Below are 16,418 nucleotides of genomic sequence, written 5' to 3'. Positions count from 1 at the left end.
ATCGGTGGCTACTCACCTCCATAGACCGAGTTGGTCCAACCTCTCGTCTTCCTTCTCCTGGTTTCGGATGTACTCCCGTATCACCGCTTCGTCGCGTCCCACCGTCGAGACGAAGTACCCTCGCGCCCAGAAGTGCTGACCCACGAAGTTGCGCTTTCGCTCTCCGTACACCCGCGCAAGGTGGATTGCGCTCTTGCCTTTGATAAAGCCCACCACCTGCGACACCGAGTACTTCGGTGGGATCGACAGCATCATGTGCACGTGATCGGGCATCAGATGCCCCTCTTCAACCCTGCATTCCTTTTGCGCGGCCAACTTTCTGAATACCTCACCCAGGTGTTCGCGTAGCTGCTTGTACAGCGTTCGCCTTCGACACTTGGGGATGAAGACCACGTGATATTTGCAATCCCAGGCCGTGTGACTCAAACTTTCATACTTGTCCATCGTGTTTCTTCCTTTCGTTTGCTTGGCGGCTCACGATTGAAAGTCTCTACGGTGGACAACCTCCTGAAAAGTCAAACTTCTACTGCCTCCCCGGCAGAGCCGGGGGGCCTCCTTTTGGTAGCTAGCATTCGCTAGAAGAGCCTGATTTTGGCACCTGGCGCTTATGGGATAAACGCCACCAGCTATTGATTCAATAGCAAAATTACTTCAGACGCCCACTGGCCCAACACCGACTCCACAGCAATGTTGGTGCCGGGCCCGAGCGTGACGCAGGCACCGCCGATACTTGCCACAGAACCCTGATGACATTGGACGCTGCATGACCTCCGCCTCCCCCCATATCCTGCAAGTGCTCACCGGCACCGTGGCCCCGCTGGGCGCGACTGGCAAAACCAGCGCGATTGCCAAGCAGCCGGTGGCTGGCCCAGTGGCCATCGGCCCGCTGGGGCTGCAGGGGGATGCACAGGCCGACCTGCGCGTGCACGGCGGGCCCGACAAGGCGGTGCACCTGTACGCCTGGGCACATTACGCAGCATGGCGCGCAGAACTGGGCGCTGCCCCGGTGCTGCAAGCGCCAGGCGCGTTTGGCGAGAACCTGGCGGTGGCGGGGCTGGACGAAGCGGGCGTTTGCATTGGCGACCACTGGCGCGCAGGGAGCGCGGTGCTGGAAGTCACCCAGGGCCGCCAGCCCTGCTGGAAGCTGAACCTGCGCTTTGGCGTGCCCGACATGTCGGCACGCGTGCAAAACACGCTGCGCGCGGGCTGGTACTGCCGCACGCTACAAGACGGCGTGGTGCAGGCAGGGGACGCACTGAAACTGCTGGAGCGGCCCCACCCCGGCTGGACGGTGCAGCGCCTGCTGGCCCTGATCCGCGACCGCGAATGCCACCCCGCCGTGCTCAACGAAGTGCTGGCGCTACCGCTGCCGCCTTCCTGGCACAAGCTGTTCACCCGGCGGCGCGATCAGGGGCAGGCCGAAGATTGGTCTGCGCGCCTGCAGGGGTAGACAGGGCTAACGCACCACCAGCTTGGTCTGGTCGTACACCGGCTGTGCGGGCAAGTCCTGCAGGTGGCGCGTGTCGGCCCAGTGCAGCACTTCGATAGCGCCGCCCTGCACGCGCACGCGGTTCAGGCCTGCGTTGGGAATATCGCTTTGGCGGGGCCCGTCCAGCCCCAGGCCCTGGGCGGTGCGCCACACCATGTCGAGCACGCCGCCGTGCGTGACCACCAGCACCGTCTTGCCCGCGTACTGCTGCGCAATGCGCTGCACGGCGTCCATCACGCGGGTGTGGAACTGGCGGGTGGTTTCGCCACCGGGCATGCCGTAGTCGGCTTCAAAGCGCACCCAGCGCTCCCAGGCCTCGGCGTAATCGGTTTTCACGTCTTGCACACGCAGCCCGTCCACAATGCCAAAGTTTTGCTCGCGCAGCCCGGGGTCTCCCACGGCGTCCAGCGACAGGTGGGGCAGCAGCGCCTGCGCCGCAGGCTCGGCCGTCTGCCGCGTGCGCAGCAGGTCGCTGCACACCAGGTGCTCCACACCGAACCGCTCAGCCAGCAACCGCTGCGCCACGCGGCGGGCTTGCTCCCGGCCCGTGGCGTTCAGCGTCACATCCACCTGGCCTTGAAAGCGCAGCTCGCGGTTCCAGTCGGTCTCGCCATGGCGGATGAGGATGAGTTCGGTCATGGTGGAATGGTGCAGTGCGCTTATTACAAGAAAAAAACGGCTCTAGCGCAATTGGAAAAAGCGCCAGAAGCTATGCTTTTCATAGCAAAAGAGACCATCAGCGTTGCGATGTGGCCAGACGCACGGCCAGCCCCAGGAACACCACCCCCGCCACCCGGTTGAGCCACTGCTGCGCGCGCGGCGAGCGCAGCAGCAAAGACCCGAACACGCCCGAAAAACAGGCGATGGCCCCAAACACCAGCAAGGTGGCCACGATGAACACCAAGCCCAGCACCATGAGCTGGCCGCCCATGGCACCGCGCGCGGGGTCAGCAAACTGGGGCAGGAAGGCCAGGAAGAACACCAGCACCTTGGGGTTGCTGAGGTTCATCGCCATGCCGCGCCCCACCATGCGCCACAGGCTGGGTGCGGCTGTGGGCGCAGTGCCCTGCGCGCCAGCATCAGGCCCGGCAGACGACAACGGTGCCCGCAAGGCCTGCCACGCCAGGTACGCCAGGTAGGCCGCCCCCAGCAGCTTGAGCACGGTGAACGCCACGGCCGACGCCGCAAACACCGCAGCCAGACCCAGCGCCACCGCGCCCGTGTGCACCACCAGCCCGCAGCACAGACCCACCACCACGGCCATGCCGGCGCGCCAGCCACGCTGGGCCGACTGCAGCAGCACAAAAATGTTGTCGGGCCCGGGAGTGAGGCCCAGCAGGATGGACACGCCCAAAAAGGCAATCAGGGTATCGGCAGAAGGCATGGCGAAAGTTGGCAAAGGCAGGTGACACAAACAGACAACCATTGTGCCGGGTGTGCGGTGCCATGCGGCTACGGGCCAACGCGGGAGGCGGCGGAGGGGTTGAGCGACTAACACGCCCCAGCGAAGCTGGCCCTGGCCAAGTGTTCCGTCGCAGGCAGTACGCGTAGTGCGACAAGACGGGACGACAACGCCAGGGGGGTGGTGTTAGGCGCTCTCAGCGCATGCGCACCACGATGACCTTGGTGCGCGGCTGGCAGCCAGGCCCCTCGTAAGGCGGGCTGTCGCGCTCCCAGCCGGGGCCGGGCGAGGTCTGGGCGCACACCCGTGCCCCATCGACCTTGCTGCGCCAGTAATACCAAGGTGCTGGGGCGGCGTGCAAGGGTAGCGCCAGCCAAAGTAACCACGCGGCCAATACGAGCAAGGCAGCGGGCGAGCGGCGGGTGCGGCCCCCAGAACGGGCTGCACGGCAGCCGAGGGGTTTGATGGGCTTCATGCGCCGGATGCGCCCCAGGGCGCGGTCACGATCCAGCCTTCCAGCGCATCCAGCCGCGGTGGCAGGCCGTACAAAGCATCGCCTTGATCGTGCTGCTGCTGTGCCCACGCGGCTTGCAGCAGGCACAGCACGGCGTCCAGGCTGTCGCCGCTGGCGTCCTGAACCAGCGCATCACGCTGGGCATGGCTGAGTTTGAGGCGCAGGCCAAGCCGGGTCTGGCCCAGTTCCAGCGCGTTCACCAGGTCCTTGCGGGCAATGAGGCGATCAGGCGTCTGCTTGGCGCGGTCATCGCTTTTGTAGCTGCGCCGCCGCAGCACCTCGCGCGCCAGCAGGCCGGGGTAGGCCTCCAGCGCCACACGCTGTGCATCGCCTGTGCCGGGCGGCATCAGGCCCGGCAGGTAAACGCCGGCATCCAGCAACAGCGGAAGGCCGGCGTGCAGCATGTAGGCCACGGGCGGGTTCACCCATTTCATCGAGGGGCTGGAACCCGCGGGGCCGTCTGTAGCGCGGTGGGCAAACTTGCCGCCCACGGGGCGGGCATCGCAAAACCCTGCAAAGGCCTCGCGGATCTGCTCGCGCGTGAGGCTGCGGTAGTGCTGCATGCAAGCACGCCAATCGGTGGGCCAGCCCAGCGTGGTGACCAGTTCGCGCGGCAGGCCAAAGGGCAAGTCAAACCCGCCCACCCAGGGCTGGGGCTGGGCCAGCCACTGGGCCAAAGCAGGCAAGGTCTCGATGCGCTCCAACCCCAGCAATTGCACGCGCGCACCATCGCGGCGGCCCAGTGCCAGCACGATGGGTTTGCGGCGGCTGGGGCTGCTGGAGAAGTCGCAGCCGATCAAATCAAAAACAACGGCGGAAGACATGGCAGCGCTCATCCTAAGGCCAGCGCCGTGACGCCTGCGGCAATGCACACCGCCCCGCACACGCGCGCCAGCCGGTCGCCCTCGCCCAGCAAGTGCCCGCCGATTAGCGCGGCAAACAGCATGGACACCTCACGCGCCGGGGCCACGTGCGACAGGGGTGCCTGCTGCATGGCATACAGCACCAGCACATAGGCCACCGGGCTGACCACAGCCACCAGCAAAGCAAAGCGCCACTGCGCCAGCCACAGCGTGCGGGCCGTGGGCAAGTCGCGCAGCACCACGGGGGCCAGCAGGCCCACGCGCACGAAGTTGCCCATGTAGTCGATGAGGATGGGCGACATCAGCAGCACCTTGACGGCATAGCCATCCACCACCGTGTAGCTGGCGATGAACGCCCCCGTGAGCAGCCCGTAGGCGATGCCCTTGTGCACCCGCTGGCGCGCGGCAGGGTCGTGCGCGGCGCGCAGCAGCCCGGGGCCACCGGCAATCAGAAACACCCCGCCCACCACACCAGCAATGCCCAAAGCCCCCAGCGCTGAAATCTGCTCACCCAACAGCGTGATGGCCACCAGCGACGACAACAGCGGCCCCGAGCCCCGCGCCAGCGGGTACACCACCGTGAGGTCTGCCTTGCGGTAGCCACGCAGCAAGATGACGTAATACACCACATGCAGCACGCCGCTGGCCACCACAAAGCCCCACTCCACCGCGCCCCACAGCGGCACGGCATCGCGCCCCAGCCACCAGCCCAGCGGTGCCCAGAAGAACATCATGAGCACCGAGGTAAAAAACGCAAACCGCGAGTCGCCCCCCGCCTTTTTGGCAGCGATGTTCCAGCAGGCATGGATGAGCCCGGCGAGGATGATGAGGGCGAAGGCGTTGAGACTCACGGGTGGAAAAAAGCGCAGCTTGAATGCAAAAAGCCGCAGCGCCTGTGGGCTGCGGCTCGGTGTAGCGTGAAAGGACCTAACGATTGAGGGGCTGCATGCCGCTCAAGGCATACGCCACTGGCGCGGCCCAAGCCGGAGGCCACCGTGCAAGGGCCGCCCCGCCGCACTGGTGGCGTCCCCCTGCCCGCACCGCGCAGCGGTGCGAGAGCGGGGGGAAGGCGCGCAGCGCCTCAGGGGGGTGATCTCTATGCCCTTCCGATGATGGAGGCCGTGGCCATCAGCTCTTCGAGCAACGCAAACGACACCTTGCCCGACACGGTGTACGGGTCCAGCTCGGGCTTTTCAGAGTATTTGAGCAAGATGGAGTGGTTGATCTTGGAGAGATTGACCTGCCCCATGGTCCAGCCACCAAAGCGGCGCTCGGCAATTTCTTCGTAGTGCAGCAGCTCCACATTCTTGTGGCGTGGGTCGCGCTGGATGTGGCCGTACAGCTCGCTCACCGCAGAGCGGCCGCCTTCAATGGCTTGCAGGAACACGCCGCCGCCATAGCAGAGCACGCCGGTGATGCCCGAGCCGGGGTTGTGCTGGCGAGACTGCGTGAGGATGGCTTCGATGGCCTGGGCCGAGGTGTCTACCGCGCGGCTGGCGTAAAGCAGGCGTACCAACATGTTCAGTTCTTTCCAGGGATGAGGGAGAGGAATTCGCGGCGCAGGGCGCTGTCCTTGAGGAACACGCCACGCATGACCGAGTTGATCATCTTGCTGTCCATGTCGCGCACGCCGCGCCAGGACATGCAGAAGTGGCTAGCCTCCATCACGATGGCCAGGCCATCGGGCTGGGTCTTTTCCATGATGAGGTCGGCCAGTTGCACCACGGCTTCTTCCTGGATCTGCGGGCGGCCCATGATCCAGTCCACCAGGCGGGCGTACTTGGACAGGCCGATCACGTTCGTGTGCTCGTTGGGCATCACGCCGATCCAGATCTTGCCGATCACAGGGCAGAAGTGGTGGCTGCAGGCGCTGCGCACGGTGAGCGGGCCGACGATCATCAGCTCGTTGAGGTGCTCGGCGTTCGGAAATTCGGTGATGGGCGGCTGCGCCACGTAGCGGCCGCGGAACACCTCGCCCAGGTACATCTTGGCCACGCGGCGCGCGGTGTTGTTGGTGTTGTGGTCGCCAGCGGTGTCGATCACCATGCTGTCGAGCACGCCCTGCATCTTCTCTTCCACCTCGTCCAGCAGCTTTTCCAGCTCGCCGGGCTCGATGAATTCAGCGATGTTGTCGTTGGCGTTAAAGCGTTTGCGTGCGGCGTTGATCCGCTCGCGGATCTTCACGGAAACGGGGGTGCCTTCTTCATCCGGCAAGGTGGTCGTCATAACGGCGGCGGGTTGACTGGACATGGGCAGATCGTAACAGCGAACGGATGGGCAGGCGTTGCAAGGGTTTTAGGCCTCTAGCGCTTTACCAACAAGCGCCAGCAGCTATCAAATCAATAGCAACAGGGTTTTTGGACCGATCAGTACCGGTGGCCGGTGAGCCACAGGGCCAACCGCATCAAGCCAAAGGCCAGCCGGTCGAGCACGCGCTGGCGCAGGGGGCGACCGGCGTAGCGGGCGGGGTCCATGCGGTGGCCGGCGTGCTGCATTGCGTGCACCAGGCGCTGGCGCAGGTCGCGGGCAAAGGCCGTGTCTTCCACCACCACGTTGGCTTCGCGGGCCAGCAGCAGGCTCAAGGGATCCAGGTTGGACGAGCCCACCGTGGCCCAGGGCCGATCGCCCAGCGCATCCACCACTGCCACTTTGGCGTGCAAAAAGCTCGGCGCGTATTCGTGGATCTCCACCCCCGCCTCCAGCAGCGGCCCATACACGGGGCGCGCTGCGTGGTACTGCATGAAGTATTCGTAACGCCCCTGCAGCAGCAGGCGCACCCGCACGCCCCGGCGGGCCGCCATCAGCAAGGCCTTGCGCAGCTTGCGGCCCGGCACGAAGTAGGCGTTGGCGATGATGACCTCGTGCCGCGCGGAGCCAATCGCACGCAGGTAGGTCTTTTCAATACGGGCGCGGTTGCGAACGTTGTCGCGCAGCACCAGGGCTGCGCGCACTTTGGCACCGCTGCCGCGCAGCTGACCGATTTGCTGCTCGGCATGGCGCTGGGCGCTGGCGGTGCGCAGCGCCTGCAGGGCTTCGGGCAGGCGGCGCTTGCGCACATCGCGCACGGCCTGCATGCGCCACCACAGTTGCTCCATGGCATCGCTGGCCTGAACCACCAGGCTGCCGGTGGCACGCACCGCAAAGTCAAAGCGCGGGGCGTCCAGCGCGCCGTGGTTGGGGTCGTGAAAATCATCGAGCACGTTGATGCCGCCGCAAAACAGCACCCGCCCGTCCACCACGCACAGCTTGCGGTGCAGGCGCCGCCAGCGGCTGGGCAGCAGCAGGCCCAGTCGGCCCAGGGGGGAGTACACCCGCCACTGCACACCGGCCGCAGTGAAGCGGGCAGCCCAGAGGGCAGGCAGGCGACCGGTGCCTACACCGTCCACCACCAGATGCGTGCGCACGCCGCGCTGCGCCGCACGGGCCAGCGCTTCACCCACGCTGCTGCCCGCGCCGGTGAAGTCGAAGATGTAGGTTTCAAATTGAATGTCAGACAGGGCTGCATCCATGGCTTCGACCAGCGCCGGGAACAGCTCCTGTGCGCCCTGGTACAGGCGCACATCGTGGTCATGCGCAAACTCAGGCGTGGGACTCATGGCCTTGCAAATCGCCCCAGGGGATCAACGCGCACACATCAGAGCCGGAATTCGGCAATCAGCGGCAAATGGTCGGACATGCGCCACCAGATGCGCCCGCGCGGCACATGCAGGCTCACAGGCGTGAGCCCCCGCGCGTACACATGGTCCAGCTGCGCCAGCGGCAACCGGGCCGGGTAGGTGTAGGCCCTGGGCGCCTCAAATTCCAACAGCCCATAGCCCCCCAGAATGCGCTTGAGCTGAGGGCCCCAGTCGTTGAAATCTCCGGCCACCACCACGGGCTCGCCTGGGGGCACCTCACGCTCGATGAATTGGTGCAGGCGCTGCACCTGCCGCACCCGGCTGCCCGGGATCAAGCCCAGATGCACCACGATGGCGTGCACCAGGCGGTTTTGCACCTGCACCTGCACATGCAGCAGGCCGCGCTGCTCGAAACGGTGGTCCGAGATGTCTTCGTGCTGGTGCCCCACCACCGGCCAGCGGGTCAGCAGCGCATTGCCATGTTCACCATGCTTGGTGATGGCATTGGTGCGGTAGACGGCTTCGTAGCCCTCCGGGGCCAGAAAGTCGGCCTGGGGCAGTTCAGGCCAATGGTGAAAGTAGCGCTGTTCGCGCCGGTGCAGCTTGCGCACCTCTTGCAGGCAGACCAGGTCAGCGTCCAGCTGCTCCACGGCCAGGCCTAGGTTATGGATCTCCAGCCTGCGCGCAGGGCCCAGGCCCTGCACACCCTTGTGGATGTTGTATGTGGCGACGCGCAAAATATCGGTGTGCTCCATGCCACCGATTGTGTCGCAACCCGGGACAACGGGCTTTCCCGCATCCGCCGCAGGGCCCCAATGGGCCTACACTAGCGCGAATTCACCCCACATTGGTGTGCCTACAGGACACCGCAGCCGTCAATGGCCACAGGCAAAGATTCGGAACCACAAGAAGTCCAGGCGTTGGTCATTGACAGCAACGCCACCTCACGCAGCATTTTGGTGGCACAACTGCGTGAATACGGGGTGACCAAGGTGGTTCAGTGCAGCAGGGTGCGCGACGCCCGCAGCCGGCTGGAGCACACGGTGTTCGACTACGTGCTGTGCGAGCAGTATTTCACCGAGTCCAACCACTCTGGCCAAACCCTGCTGGACGACCTTCGCCGCGCGCAGCTGCTGCCCTTTTCCACCGTGTTTTTCATGGTCACCGCCGAGTCCTCGTATGCCGCAGTGGCGGAAGCCGCCGAGTCGGCGCTGGACGGCTATTTGCTCAAGCCCTTCACCCCCAGCACACTGTTCGAGCGGCTGAGCCTGGCCCGGCTGCGAAAAGTCCACCTCAAGCCGATCTTCGATGCCATTGAGCAGGAGGACTTTGAAACGGCCGCAGCCCTGTGCACCGAGCGCTTTGAAGCACGCCAGCCCTACTGGCTTTACGCCGCACGCATTGGCACCGAACTGCTGCTGCGGCTGGGCCGCCACGCGCAGGCACGCACGCTGTTTGAAGCCGTGATCGCCGCACGCGCCCTGCCCTGGGCCAAGCTGGGCGTGGCGCGTGCGCAGATCGAATCCGGCCAGGCAGCGCGGGCCATCACCACCCTGCAGGGCCTGCTGGGTGAAGACGCCTCGTTTGCCGACGCCTACGATGTGCTGGGCCGCGCGCAGGTGGAGCTGGGGCAGTTTGCGGAAGCCATCGAGACCTACCGCACCGCCAGCGAACTCACGCCCGACTCAGTGGTGCGCCTGCAAAAGCTGGGGATGATGTCGTATTACATGGGAGAGCGGGCCACCGCCACCCGTGTCTTGTCGCGCGCCGCGATGCTGGGGCTGGACTCCAAGCTGTTTGACTGCCAGTCGCTGGTGCTGCTCACTTTCGCGTACTTTGCCGATAACGATCGCAAGGGCATTGAGCGCTGCATGGCCGACTTTGCGCGGCTGCTGGAGCGCCACGAAAACACCGACAGCCCCCGCATCCTGCGCTTTGTGGAGGTATCGCGTACGCTGCAGCTCATCCAGCAGCGGCAGATTTCACAGGCGGTGGAAGCGGTCAAAACCATGGCCAACGAGATCAATGCCAGCAGCTTTGATTTTGAGGCGGCCTGCAACCTTGGCAGCCTGCTGGCCGTGCTGACCACAACGTCGATTGATTTGAGCGAAGGCGCGGTATGGATCAGGTCGCTGGGCATGCGCTACGCCAACACGCGCGGGCTGTGTGAGCTGATGGCCAACGCGTGCAACATGTTCCCGCCGTATTCAGAGTCCATCCGGGAATGCCTGCTGGAAATCAACAAAACGGCCGAAAAAGCCATGGCGCGCAGCCTCTCGGGCGACGCAACCGGCGCCGTGCGCAGCTTGCTACGCTATGGCGCACAAACGCTGAACACGAAGCTGGTGGACTTGTCGCAGCAAGTGCTGCTGCGCCACCGCGACCGCATTGAAGAGCAAGAAGCCCTTCAGCAGGAAATTGACGCGCTGCGCGAGCGGTGCGGCGCGGCGCCCACCAAGGCCGTCCTGGGGCAAGACAGTGAACGGCACCCCGGCGGAGTTGTTATTCGAACCCGCGCCCGCTCTGCCGACAGCGACATCGCCGCCCAGCAACGTTTGCGCGCCGAGCGCGCTGGCACAGTGCAGACCTCGGGCGCAGACAGCAAACAGCCGCCACCCGACCCGGCAGATCCCCTCGACAAACTTCGTCTGCGCCCCAACTGACACAGCGGTTCCTACAAGGAATCGCTGGTTGTAGCCAGAGAAGTTAGCCTACATCCACCACCGACAAACGCGGCAACCAGAGGCAGGCTTCGGCATTGGAAGCAGAAAAACACAGGTCGGCAGCATCGAGCCAAGGCAGCCACTGAAAGCGCACGTGTTCGCGTGGATTGAGCACCACAGGCACCGCAGCAGGGACGCGCAAGCCAAACACCCGCTCGCGGTTGCGCGACACGTCAGGCGCATAGCGGTGGCGCCACTGTGGCCAGATGTCGTAATGGTTCTCCAGCCCCCAATCCGTGAGCCTGCAACCGGGCGCCTGCACATCAATTCCGGTTTCTTCCTGCACCTCACGGGCAGCCGTGACGTCCCACGGCTCACCCCAGTGGTCTTTGCTACCCGTGACCGATTGCCAATGCTCCACCCCCTGCGCCGTGTCCGCACGCTGGATCAACAACACCTCCAGCGCGGGCGTGTGGATGACCACCAGCACCGACTCCGGAATCTTGTAAGGCTTGTGAACCATGTGTAACCGCGCCATCGCTCCCACGTGAAGAAAGAAGGAGGCCCCGCCTCAGGGCCGACGTTGAGTGGCCACGGGCGGTGGAAGCCCCTTCGCCTGCAACATGCGCACCTGGGCTACCAGCTTGTTGTGGGCATCAAGAAAGGCCGCGGCAATCACTTTACCCTCGTTGGTATTGCTCCAGCCCGCACCCGCTCCACCGCCCAGGCGCCCAAACAATGCGCCAGCAGCGCCCAGGTCGGTGGTGCGTGCCGAGCCGGTAGCGGCCGCCACCTGCTCGGTGGTTTCATTGTCGGTCAACAGCAGCGCGGTTTGCGCCTCCTTGAGCTTGACCTGCTCCGCCAAGCCAATCAGCCCCGCGATGTCACGCAGTACAGGAATCATCGCAATCACCCCCGCAATGCTGCGCCCGGCATCTTGCTCGCTGAAGGTGAGGCTGGGCACCAGGGTGTACTGCGCCTCATAACCCTGCCCCTTGGCCACCGTAGATTTCTGCCGCAGCACCCCGGCCTCCTTGAGTTCTTGCTCTCGGACGGTGGCACGCAACCCAGCAGATCGGTCTACCACCCGAAAACAACCGCTTTGCTGGGCTATCAGTCGAATCAGCGGCACTGGAGACGCAGGCAGGTGGTAGGCGCTGGAGACGGTATAGCCGTTCGGGTTCTCTGCCAGCGCCAGCGTGGCCACCGGAGCGTCGCACCGGGTGAGGGATTTATCGGCACCTTGCGCCCCGGCAGGGCCGGCAGAGCCGGAGACGACCGAGCCACCTTCCCCCAACTCGGTCTTTTTCTCACCGCAACCCGCTACCACCAAGGCCGCCACCAGCAAAGCCACAGCACTCAGTCTTGGGGGTGTGCCATACACAGAATTCTTCATTTTTTACTCCCTGTATTCTTTTGAACGCTCCAACAAAAAAGCGGCCCAGACCTGAAGTCTGTGCCGCTTTGGCTCCTGCTACATCATGCAACAGGGGGTACTTTGCGCCCGATCAGTTGGCTTTGACAGCGTCTGGGTTGCGCAAACGAATGTGCAGCTCGCGCAGTTGCTTCTCGTCCACTGGCGAGGGGGCCTGGGTCAACAGGTCCTGGGCACGCTGGGTCTTGGGGAAGGCGATCACGTCGCGGATCGATTCGGCACCTGTCATCAGCGTGATGAGGCGGTCCAAGCCAAAGGCCAGCCCACCGTGTGGAGGCGCGCCGTACTGCAGGGCGTCGAGCAGGTAGCCAAACTTGGCCTGCGCGTCTTCAGGCGTGATCTTGAGTGCTGTGAACACCTTGCTTTGCACATCAGCACGGTGGATACGCACCGAGCCGCCGCCCAGCTCCCAGCCGTTGAGCACCATGTCGTAGGCCTTGGCAAGGCACTTGCCTGGGTCGGTGTCCATGAGGTCCTCGTGGCCATCCTTGGGGCTGGTGAAAGGGTGGTGCACAGCCGTCCAGCGGTCTTCTTCCTCATCGTGCTCGAACATGGGGAAGTCCACCACCCACAGGGGAGCCCAACGGTTTTCGAACAGGCCATTCTTCTTGCCGAATTCGCTATGGCCGATCTTGATGCGCAGTGCACCGATGGCGTCGTTGACGATCTTCTCCTTGTCGGCACCGAAGAACAGCAAGTCGCCATCCTGCGCGCCAGAGCGCTTGAGCACTTCGGCCAGCGCAGCGTCGTGAATGTTCTTCACGATGGGCGACTGCAAGCCGTCACGGCCCTTGGCCAGTTCATTGACACGGATGTAAGCCAGACCCTTGGCACCGTAGATCTTGACGAACTCGGTGTAGGCATCGATCTCGCCACGGCTGATGCCGCCGTTTTCGGCAGAGCCACCGGGCACGCGCAGGGCCACCACGCGGCCACCCTTCATGTTCGCGGCGCCAGAGAACACCTTGAAGTCCACGTCCTTCATCACATCGGTCAGCTCGGTGAATTCGAGCTTCACGCGCAGATCAGGCTTGTCGGAGCCAAAACGGTGAGCGGCTTCCTGATACGTCATGATCGGGAACTCACCCAGGTCCACACCCAGTTGGGTCTGGAACACCTCGGTGATCATGCGCTGGAAGATGGCGCGGATTTCTTCTTCGTCCAGGAACGAGGTTTCGCAGTCGATCTGCGTGAACTCGGGCTGGCGGTCAGCGCGCAGGTCTTCGTCGCGGAAGCACTTGGTGATCTGGTAGTAGCGGTCGTAGCCAGCCACCATCAGCATCTGCTTGTAGAGCTGGGGCGACTGGGGCAGCGCGAAGAACTGGCCGTCATGCACGCGGCTGGGCACCAGGTAGTCACGCGCGCCTTCGGGCGTGCTCTTGCCCAGCATGGGGGTTTCGATGTCGATGAAGCCTTCCTTGTCCAGGAAGTTGCGCACCTGGATGGCCGTCTTGTAGCGCAGCATCATGTTGCGCTGCATGTGCGGGCGGCGCAGGTCCATCACGCGATGGGTCAGGCGTGTGGTTTCCGACAGGTTGTCGTCATCCATCTGGAAGGGAGGCGTAACCGAGGGGTTGAGCACATTCAGCTCGTGGCACAGCACTTCGATCTTGCCGCTCTTGAGGCTGTCGTTGGTGGTGCCCTCAGGGCGGGCACGCACCAGGCCCTTGACCTGCACGCAGAACTCGTTGCGCACGCCTTCGGCGGTCTTGAACATCTCGGCGCGATCAGGGTCGCACACCACCTGCACGTAGCCTTCGCGGTCACGCAGGTCGATGAAGATCACACCGCCGTGGTCACGGCGGCGATTCACCCAACCCGACAGGGTCACGGTTTGGCCCATCAGGGCTTCGGTCACAAGACCGCAATAGTGAGAGCGCATGGCCATGGCATTACTTCCGGCGCCGCTGTGGCGCAATGAATGAAAAGAAAATTACTTGAGAGGTAACTGGGTCGGGTCGGCAGGAGCCACCACCCCCATCGAGACGATGTATTTCAGCGCCGCGTCCACGCTCATGTCGAGCTCGACGCAATCGCTTTTGCGCACCATCACAAAATACCCGCCCGTGGGGTTGGGCGTCGTTGGCACGTACACGCTCACAAACTCATCCCGCAGATACGCGGCAATTTCGCCGTTCGGGGCCCCGGTGACGAACGCCACAGTCCAGACCCCCTCACGCGGCCACTGCACCAGCACCGCGGTACGGAAAGCGTTGCCGCTTTCAGAAAACAAGGTATCGGAAACCTGCTTGACGCTGGAGTAGATGGAACGCACCACAGGGATGCGGTGTACCAGGGCATCGCCCCACTGCACCAGCTTGCGACCCGCAAAATTGCTGGCCACGGCGCCCACCACCAGCAAGATGAGCAGGGTGAGAAGCACCCCGAAGCCGGGGATATGGATACCCAGCAACTTGTCGGGGTGCCATGCGCCCGGCAGGATTTGCAAGGTCTGGTCCAGCGTGCTCACAATCCAGTTCAACACCCAGGCGGTGATGACGCCGGGCACGATGACCAGCAAACCCGTGAACAGCCATTTGCGCAAAGCGGACATTACAGCCTGTCAGGTAGAAGAAGACGATGGCGTGCTGCTGGGGGCTGCTGGCGCGGGGGCCGCAGCCGGTGCAGCGGCAGGCGCAGCAGATTCAGACTTGGCTTCGGTGGCTGGAGCGGAGCTACCCCCGCTGCCGCCACGGAAATCGGTGACGTACCAGCCGGAACCCTTGAGCTGGAAGCCCGCCGCAGTCACCTGCTTGGAGAAAGCCTCTGCACCGCAGGCGGGGCATGTGGTGAGCGGGGCGTCGGAGATTTTTTGCAGCACATCCTTGGCATGGCCGCAGGTGCCGCATTTGTAGGCGTAAATAGGCATGTCAGTGTGTTGAGGGAAAGTGCAAAGCCCTCAATTATAGGCGGCCCATCCACCTATCAACCCCTGCGCCATGAGCGCAGAGACGGGGTAGTTAACAGGCGCTGCCTTCGTAGTGAGTAACGTGGCCCTTGTGATCGTCAATCCACTGTGGCGCCAGCGAGCCGCCCAGCATACCCACCAGTGCAGCCAGCACCCCAGCGAGTTGCTGCGGGAAGGCCTCCGAGAGCATGGGGCTGGCCACAAACAGCAACCAGACTCCCAAGCCCATGGTCACCGCGAGCAATGCGCCCTGGGTGGTGGCACGTTTCCAGTACAAGCCAAACACCAGAGGCACAAACGCACCCACCAACGGCACCTGGTAGGCGCCAGACACCAGTTCATAGATCGAGGTGCCCTGCATGGTGATGGCGTAGGTCAGCACGCAGGCCGTGAACACCAGCACAGAGATTCGCATGGCCTTGAGGGTCTGCTGGTCTGTCATGCCGGGACGCAGGTTGTGCAGGATGTTCTCGACAAACGTCGTGGAGGGCGCCAGCAAGGTGGCAGAGGCCGTGGACATGATGGCCGAGAGCAGCGCACCAAAGAAAGCCACCTGCAACATGATCGGCATGTGCTCCATCACCAAGGTCGGGAGCACTTTCTGCGGATCTTCCTTGAGCAGAGTCTGAGCAGTTTCTGGCATCACCAGCACGGCGGCCGTCACGACAAACATGGGAATGAAGGCAAACAGCAGGTACAGCACACCGCCGATGACAGGGCCCTTGCGCGCTGTGGCAGGGCTGTTGGAAGACATTACACGCTGAAAAACGTCCTGCTGGGGAATAGAGCCCAGCATCATCGTGATAGCGGCAGCGATAAAGAACGTCCATTCTTTGACTCCGCCGCTGGGGAAGAACTGGAACTTGCCCTCGCGTGCGGCGTATTCCACCACCTTGCCTGCACCGCCTGCCAGGTCGGCAGCAAACCAGGCAATCGCCAGCAAGCCCACGCCAATCACGATCATCTGCACGAAATCGGTCATGGCCACAGACCACATGCCGCCGTACAAGGTGTAAATCAGCACCACCAGCGTGCCAATGACCATGCCCATGGTGACCGATACAGCCCCTTGGGTGAGCAGATTGAACACCAGGCCCAGGGCCGTGATCTGGGCAGCCACCCAGCCCAGGTAGCTGAACATGATGATGGCCGAACAGGACACCTCAATCACCCGCCCATAGCGCTGGCGGTAGTAATCGCCCAGCGTGATCAGGTTCTTCTGGTAGAGCTTGTAGGCAAAGAAAAGGCCGACCAGCACCAGGCACATCGACGCCCCGAAGGGATCCTCAACCACGGCGCCAAGATTTCCATCAATGAAGCGGGCAGAGACCCCAAGCACCGTCTCTGAACCGAACCAGGTCGCAAACGTGGTGGCAATCACCACAGCCAGGGGCAGACTGCGCCCAGCCACTGCATAGTCCGCCGTGTTGTGCACGCGGGTTGCGGCGTAAAGCCCCACACCAATCGAGGCCAGCAGATACAGAACAATGAATGACAACAGCATGGGCTGCTCCGGAGCTCCAAGGG

Annotated in this window: 18 protein-coding genes; 2 read left to right on the top strand and 16 right to left on the bottom strand. The window is 63.7% G+C overall.

Going from position 1 to position 16,418, the window contains the following annotated elements; all coding sequences use genetic code 11:
* Positions 1 to 12: 12 nt before the first annotated feature.
* Positions 13 to 444: an IS200/IS605 family transposase gene (gene tnpA, locus BDD18_RS13715; protein ID WP_026437438.1), complete on the bottom strand. Its 432-nt coding sequence runs from the start codon at positions 442 to 444 to the stop codon at positions 13 to 15.
* Between the two features lie 319 nt (positions 445 to 763).
* Between tnpA and BDD18_RS13710 the strand changes: the two genes are divergently transcribed.
* Positions 764 to 1,450 carry an MOSC domain-containing protein gene (locus BDD18_RS13710; RefSeq protein WP_142083750.1) on the top strand — a complete coding sequence of 229 codons (687 nt, stop codon included), beginning with the start codon at positions 764 to 766 and terminating at the stop codon, positions 1,448 to 1,450.
* Between the two features lie 6 nt (positions 1,451 to 1,456).
* On the opposite strand, the gene BDD18_RS13705 is transcribed toward BDD18_RS13710, so the two are convergent.
* From BDD18_RS13705 to BDD18_RS13660, 9 genes are all read right to left on the bottom strand, one after another.
* Positions 1,457 to 2,128 (bottom strand): histidine phosphatase family protein, encoded by a 672-nt coding sequence (locus BDD18_RS13705; protein ID WP_142083748.1) that lies wholly within the window; start codon positions 2,126 to 2,128, stop codon positions 1,457 to 1,459.
* Positions 2,129 to 2,225: 97 nt separating this feature from the next.
* A complete protein-coding gene (locus BDD18_RS13700; protein WP_142083746.1) occupies positions 2,226 to 2,873 on the bottom strand; it encodes a LysE family translocator in 648 nt (215 codons plus the stop codon).
* A 214-nt stretch (positions 2,874 to 3,087) separates the two neighbouring features.
* A complete protein-coding gene (locus BDD18_RS13695; RefSeq protein ID WP_338071820.1) occupies positions 3,088 to 3,366 on the bottom strand; it encodes a hypothetical protein in 279 nt (92 codons plus the stop codon).
* Positions 3,363 to 4,229: a DUF429 domain-containing protein gene (locus BDD18_RS13690; RefSeq protein WP_420837321.1), complete on the bottom strand. Its 867-nt coding sequence runs from the start codon at positions 4,227 to 4,229 to the stop codon at positions 3,363 to 3,365. Before BDD18_RS13690 ends, BDD18_RS13695 begins: the two co-directional genes overlap by 4 nt.
* An 8-nt stretch (positions 4,230 to 4,237) precedes the next feature.
* Positions 4,238 to 5,119, bottom strand: coding sequence for a DMT family transporter (locus BDD18_RS13685; RefSeq protein ID WP_142083742.1), 882 nt, complete (start codon positions 5,117 to 5,119; stop codon positions 4,238 to 4,240).
* A 245-nt stretch (positions 5,120 to 5,364) separates the two neighbouring features.
* Positions 5,365 to 5,787 (bottom strand): BLUF domain-containing protein, encoded by a 423-nt coding sequence (locus BDD18_RS13675; RefSeq protein WP_066692185.1) that lies wholly within the window; start codon positions 5,785 to 5,787, stop codon positions 5,365 to 5,367.
* Positions 5,788 to 5,789: 2 nt separating this feature from the next.
* A complete protein-coding gene (gene folE / locus BDD18_RS13670) occupies positions 5,790 to 6,518 on the bottom strand; it encodes a GTP cyclohydrolase I (RefSeq protein ID WP_142083740.1) in 729 nt (242 codons plus the stop codon).
* A gap of 116 nt (positions 6,519 to 6,634) precedes the next feature.
* Positions 6,635 to 7,864, bottom strand: coding sequence for a cardiolipin synthase ClsB (gene clsB / locus BDD18_RS13665; protein WP_142083738.1), 1,230 nt, complete (start codon positions 7,862 to 7,864; stop codon positions 6,635 to 6,637).
* Between the two features lie 38 nt (positions 7,865 to 7,902).
* A complete protein-coding gene (locus tag BDD18_RS13660; protein ID WP_142083737.1) occupies positions 7,903 to 8,640 on the bottom strand; it encodes an endonuclease/exonuclease/phosphatase family protein in 738 nt (245 codons plus the stop codon).
* Between the two features lie 123 nt (positions 8,641 to 8,763).
* On the opposite strand from BDD18_RS13660, the gene BDD18_RS13655 reads away from it, so the two are divergent.
* Complete coding sequence (locus BDD18_RS13655) at positions 8,764 to 10,548, top strand: tetratricopeptide repeat protein (RefSeq protein ID WP_142083735.1); 1,785 nt, start codon at positions 8,764 to 8,766, stop codon at positions 10,546 to 10,548.
* Between the two features lie 43 nt (positions 10,549 to 10,591).
* Here the strand turns inward: BDD18_RS13655 and nudB are convergent, their stop codons facing one another.
* The 6 genes from nudB to BDD18_RS13625 form a co-directional block, all read right to left on the bottom strand.
* Positions 10,592 to 11,071: a dihydroneopterin triphosphate diphosphatase gene (gene nudB, locus BDD18_RS13650; RefSeq protein ID WP_142083733.1), complete on the bottom strand. Its 480-nt coding sequence runs from the start codon at positions 11,069 to 11,071 to the stop codon at positions 10,592 to 10,594.
* A gap of 48 nt (positions 11,072 to 11,119) precedes the next feature.
* A complete protein-coding gene (locus BDD18_RS13645) occupies positions 11,120 to 11,944 on the bottom strand; it encodes a CsgG/HfaB family protein (protein ID WP_142083731.1) in 825 nt (274 codons plus the stop codon).
* Positions 11,945 to 12,056: 112 nt separating this feature from the next.
* Positions 12,057 to 13,871, bottom strand: coding sequence for an aspartate--tRNA ligase (gene aspS / locus BDD18_RS13640; protein WP_044399346.1), 1,815 nt, complete (start codon positions 13,869 to 13,871; stop codon positions 12,057 to 12,059).
* A gap of 45 nt (positions 13,872 to 13,916) precedes the next feature.
* The gene (locus tag BDD18_RS13635; RefSeq protein WP_066788079.1) at positions 13,917 to 14,537 is read right to left on the bottom strand and encodes a DUF502 domain-containing protein; all 621 of its coding nucleotides are present in this window, start codon (positions 14,535 to 14,537) and stop codon (positions 13,917 to 13,919) included.
* Between the two features lie 9 nt (positions 14,538 to 14,546).
* Positions 14,547 to 14,852 (bottom strand): FmdB family zinc ribbon protein, encoded by a 306-nt coding sequence (locus BDD18_RS13630; protein WP_044399352.1) that lies wholly within the window; start codon positions 14,850 to 14,852, stop codon positions 14,547 to 14,549.
* A gap of 91 nt (positions 14,853 to 14,943) precedes the next feature.
* Entirely contained in the window at positions 14,944 to 16,395 is a 1,452-nt protein-coding gene (locus BDD18_RS13625; protein ID WP_142083729.1) for a high affinity choline transporter 1, read from the bottom strand.
* Positions 16,396 to 16,418 lie beyond the last annotated feature (23 nt).

Origin of the sequence: Acidovorax temperans, assembly GCF_006716905.1 — a bacterium.
GTDB lineage: Bacteria > Pseudomonadota > Gammaproteobacteria > Burkholderiales > Burkholderiaceae_C > Acidovorax > Acidovorax temperans.
This window is presented reverse-complemented; position numbering and strand designations above follow the sequence as displayed.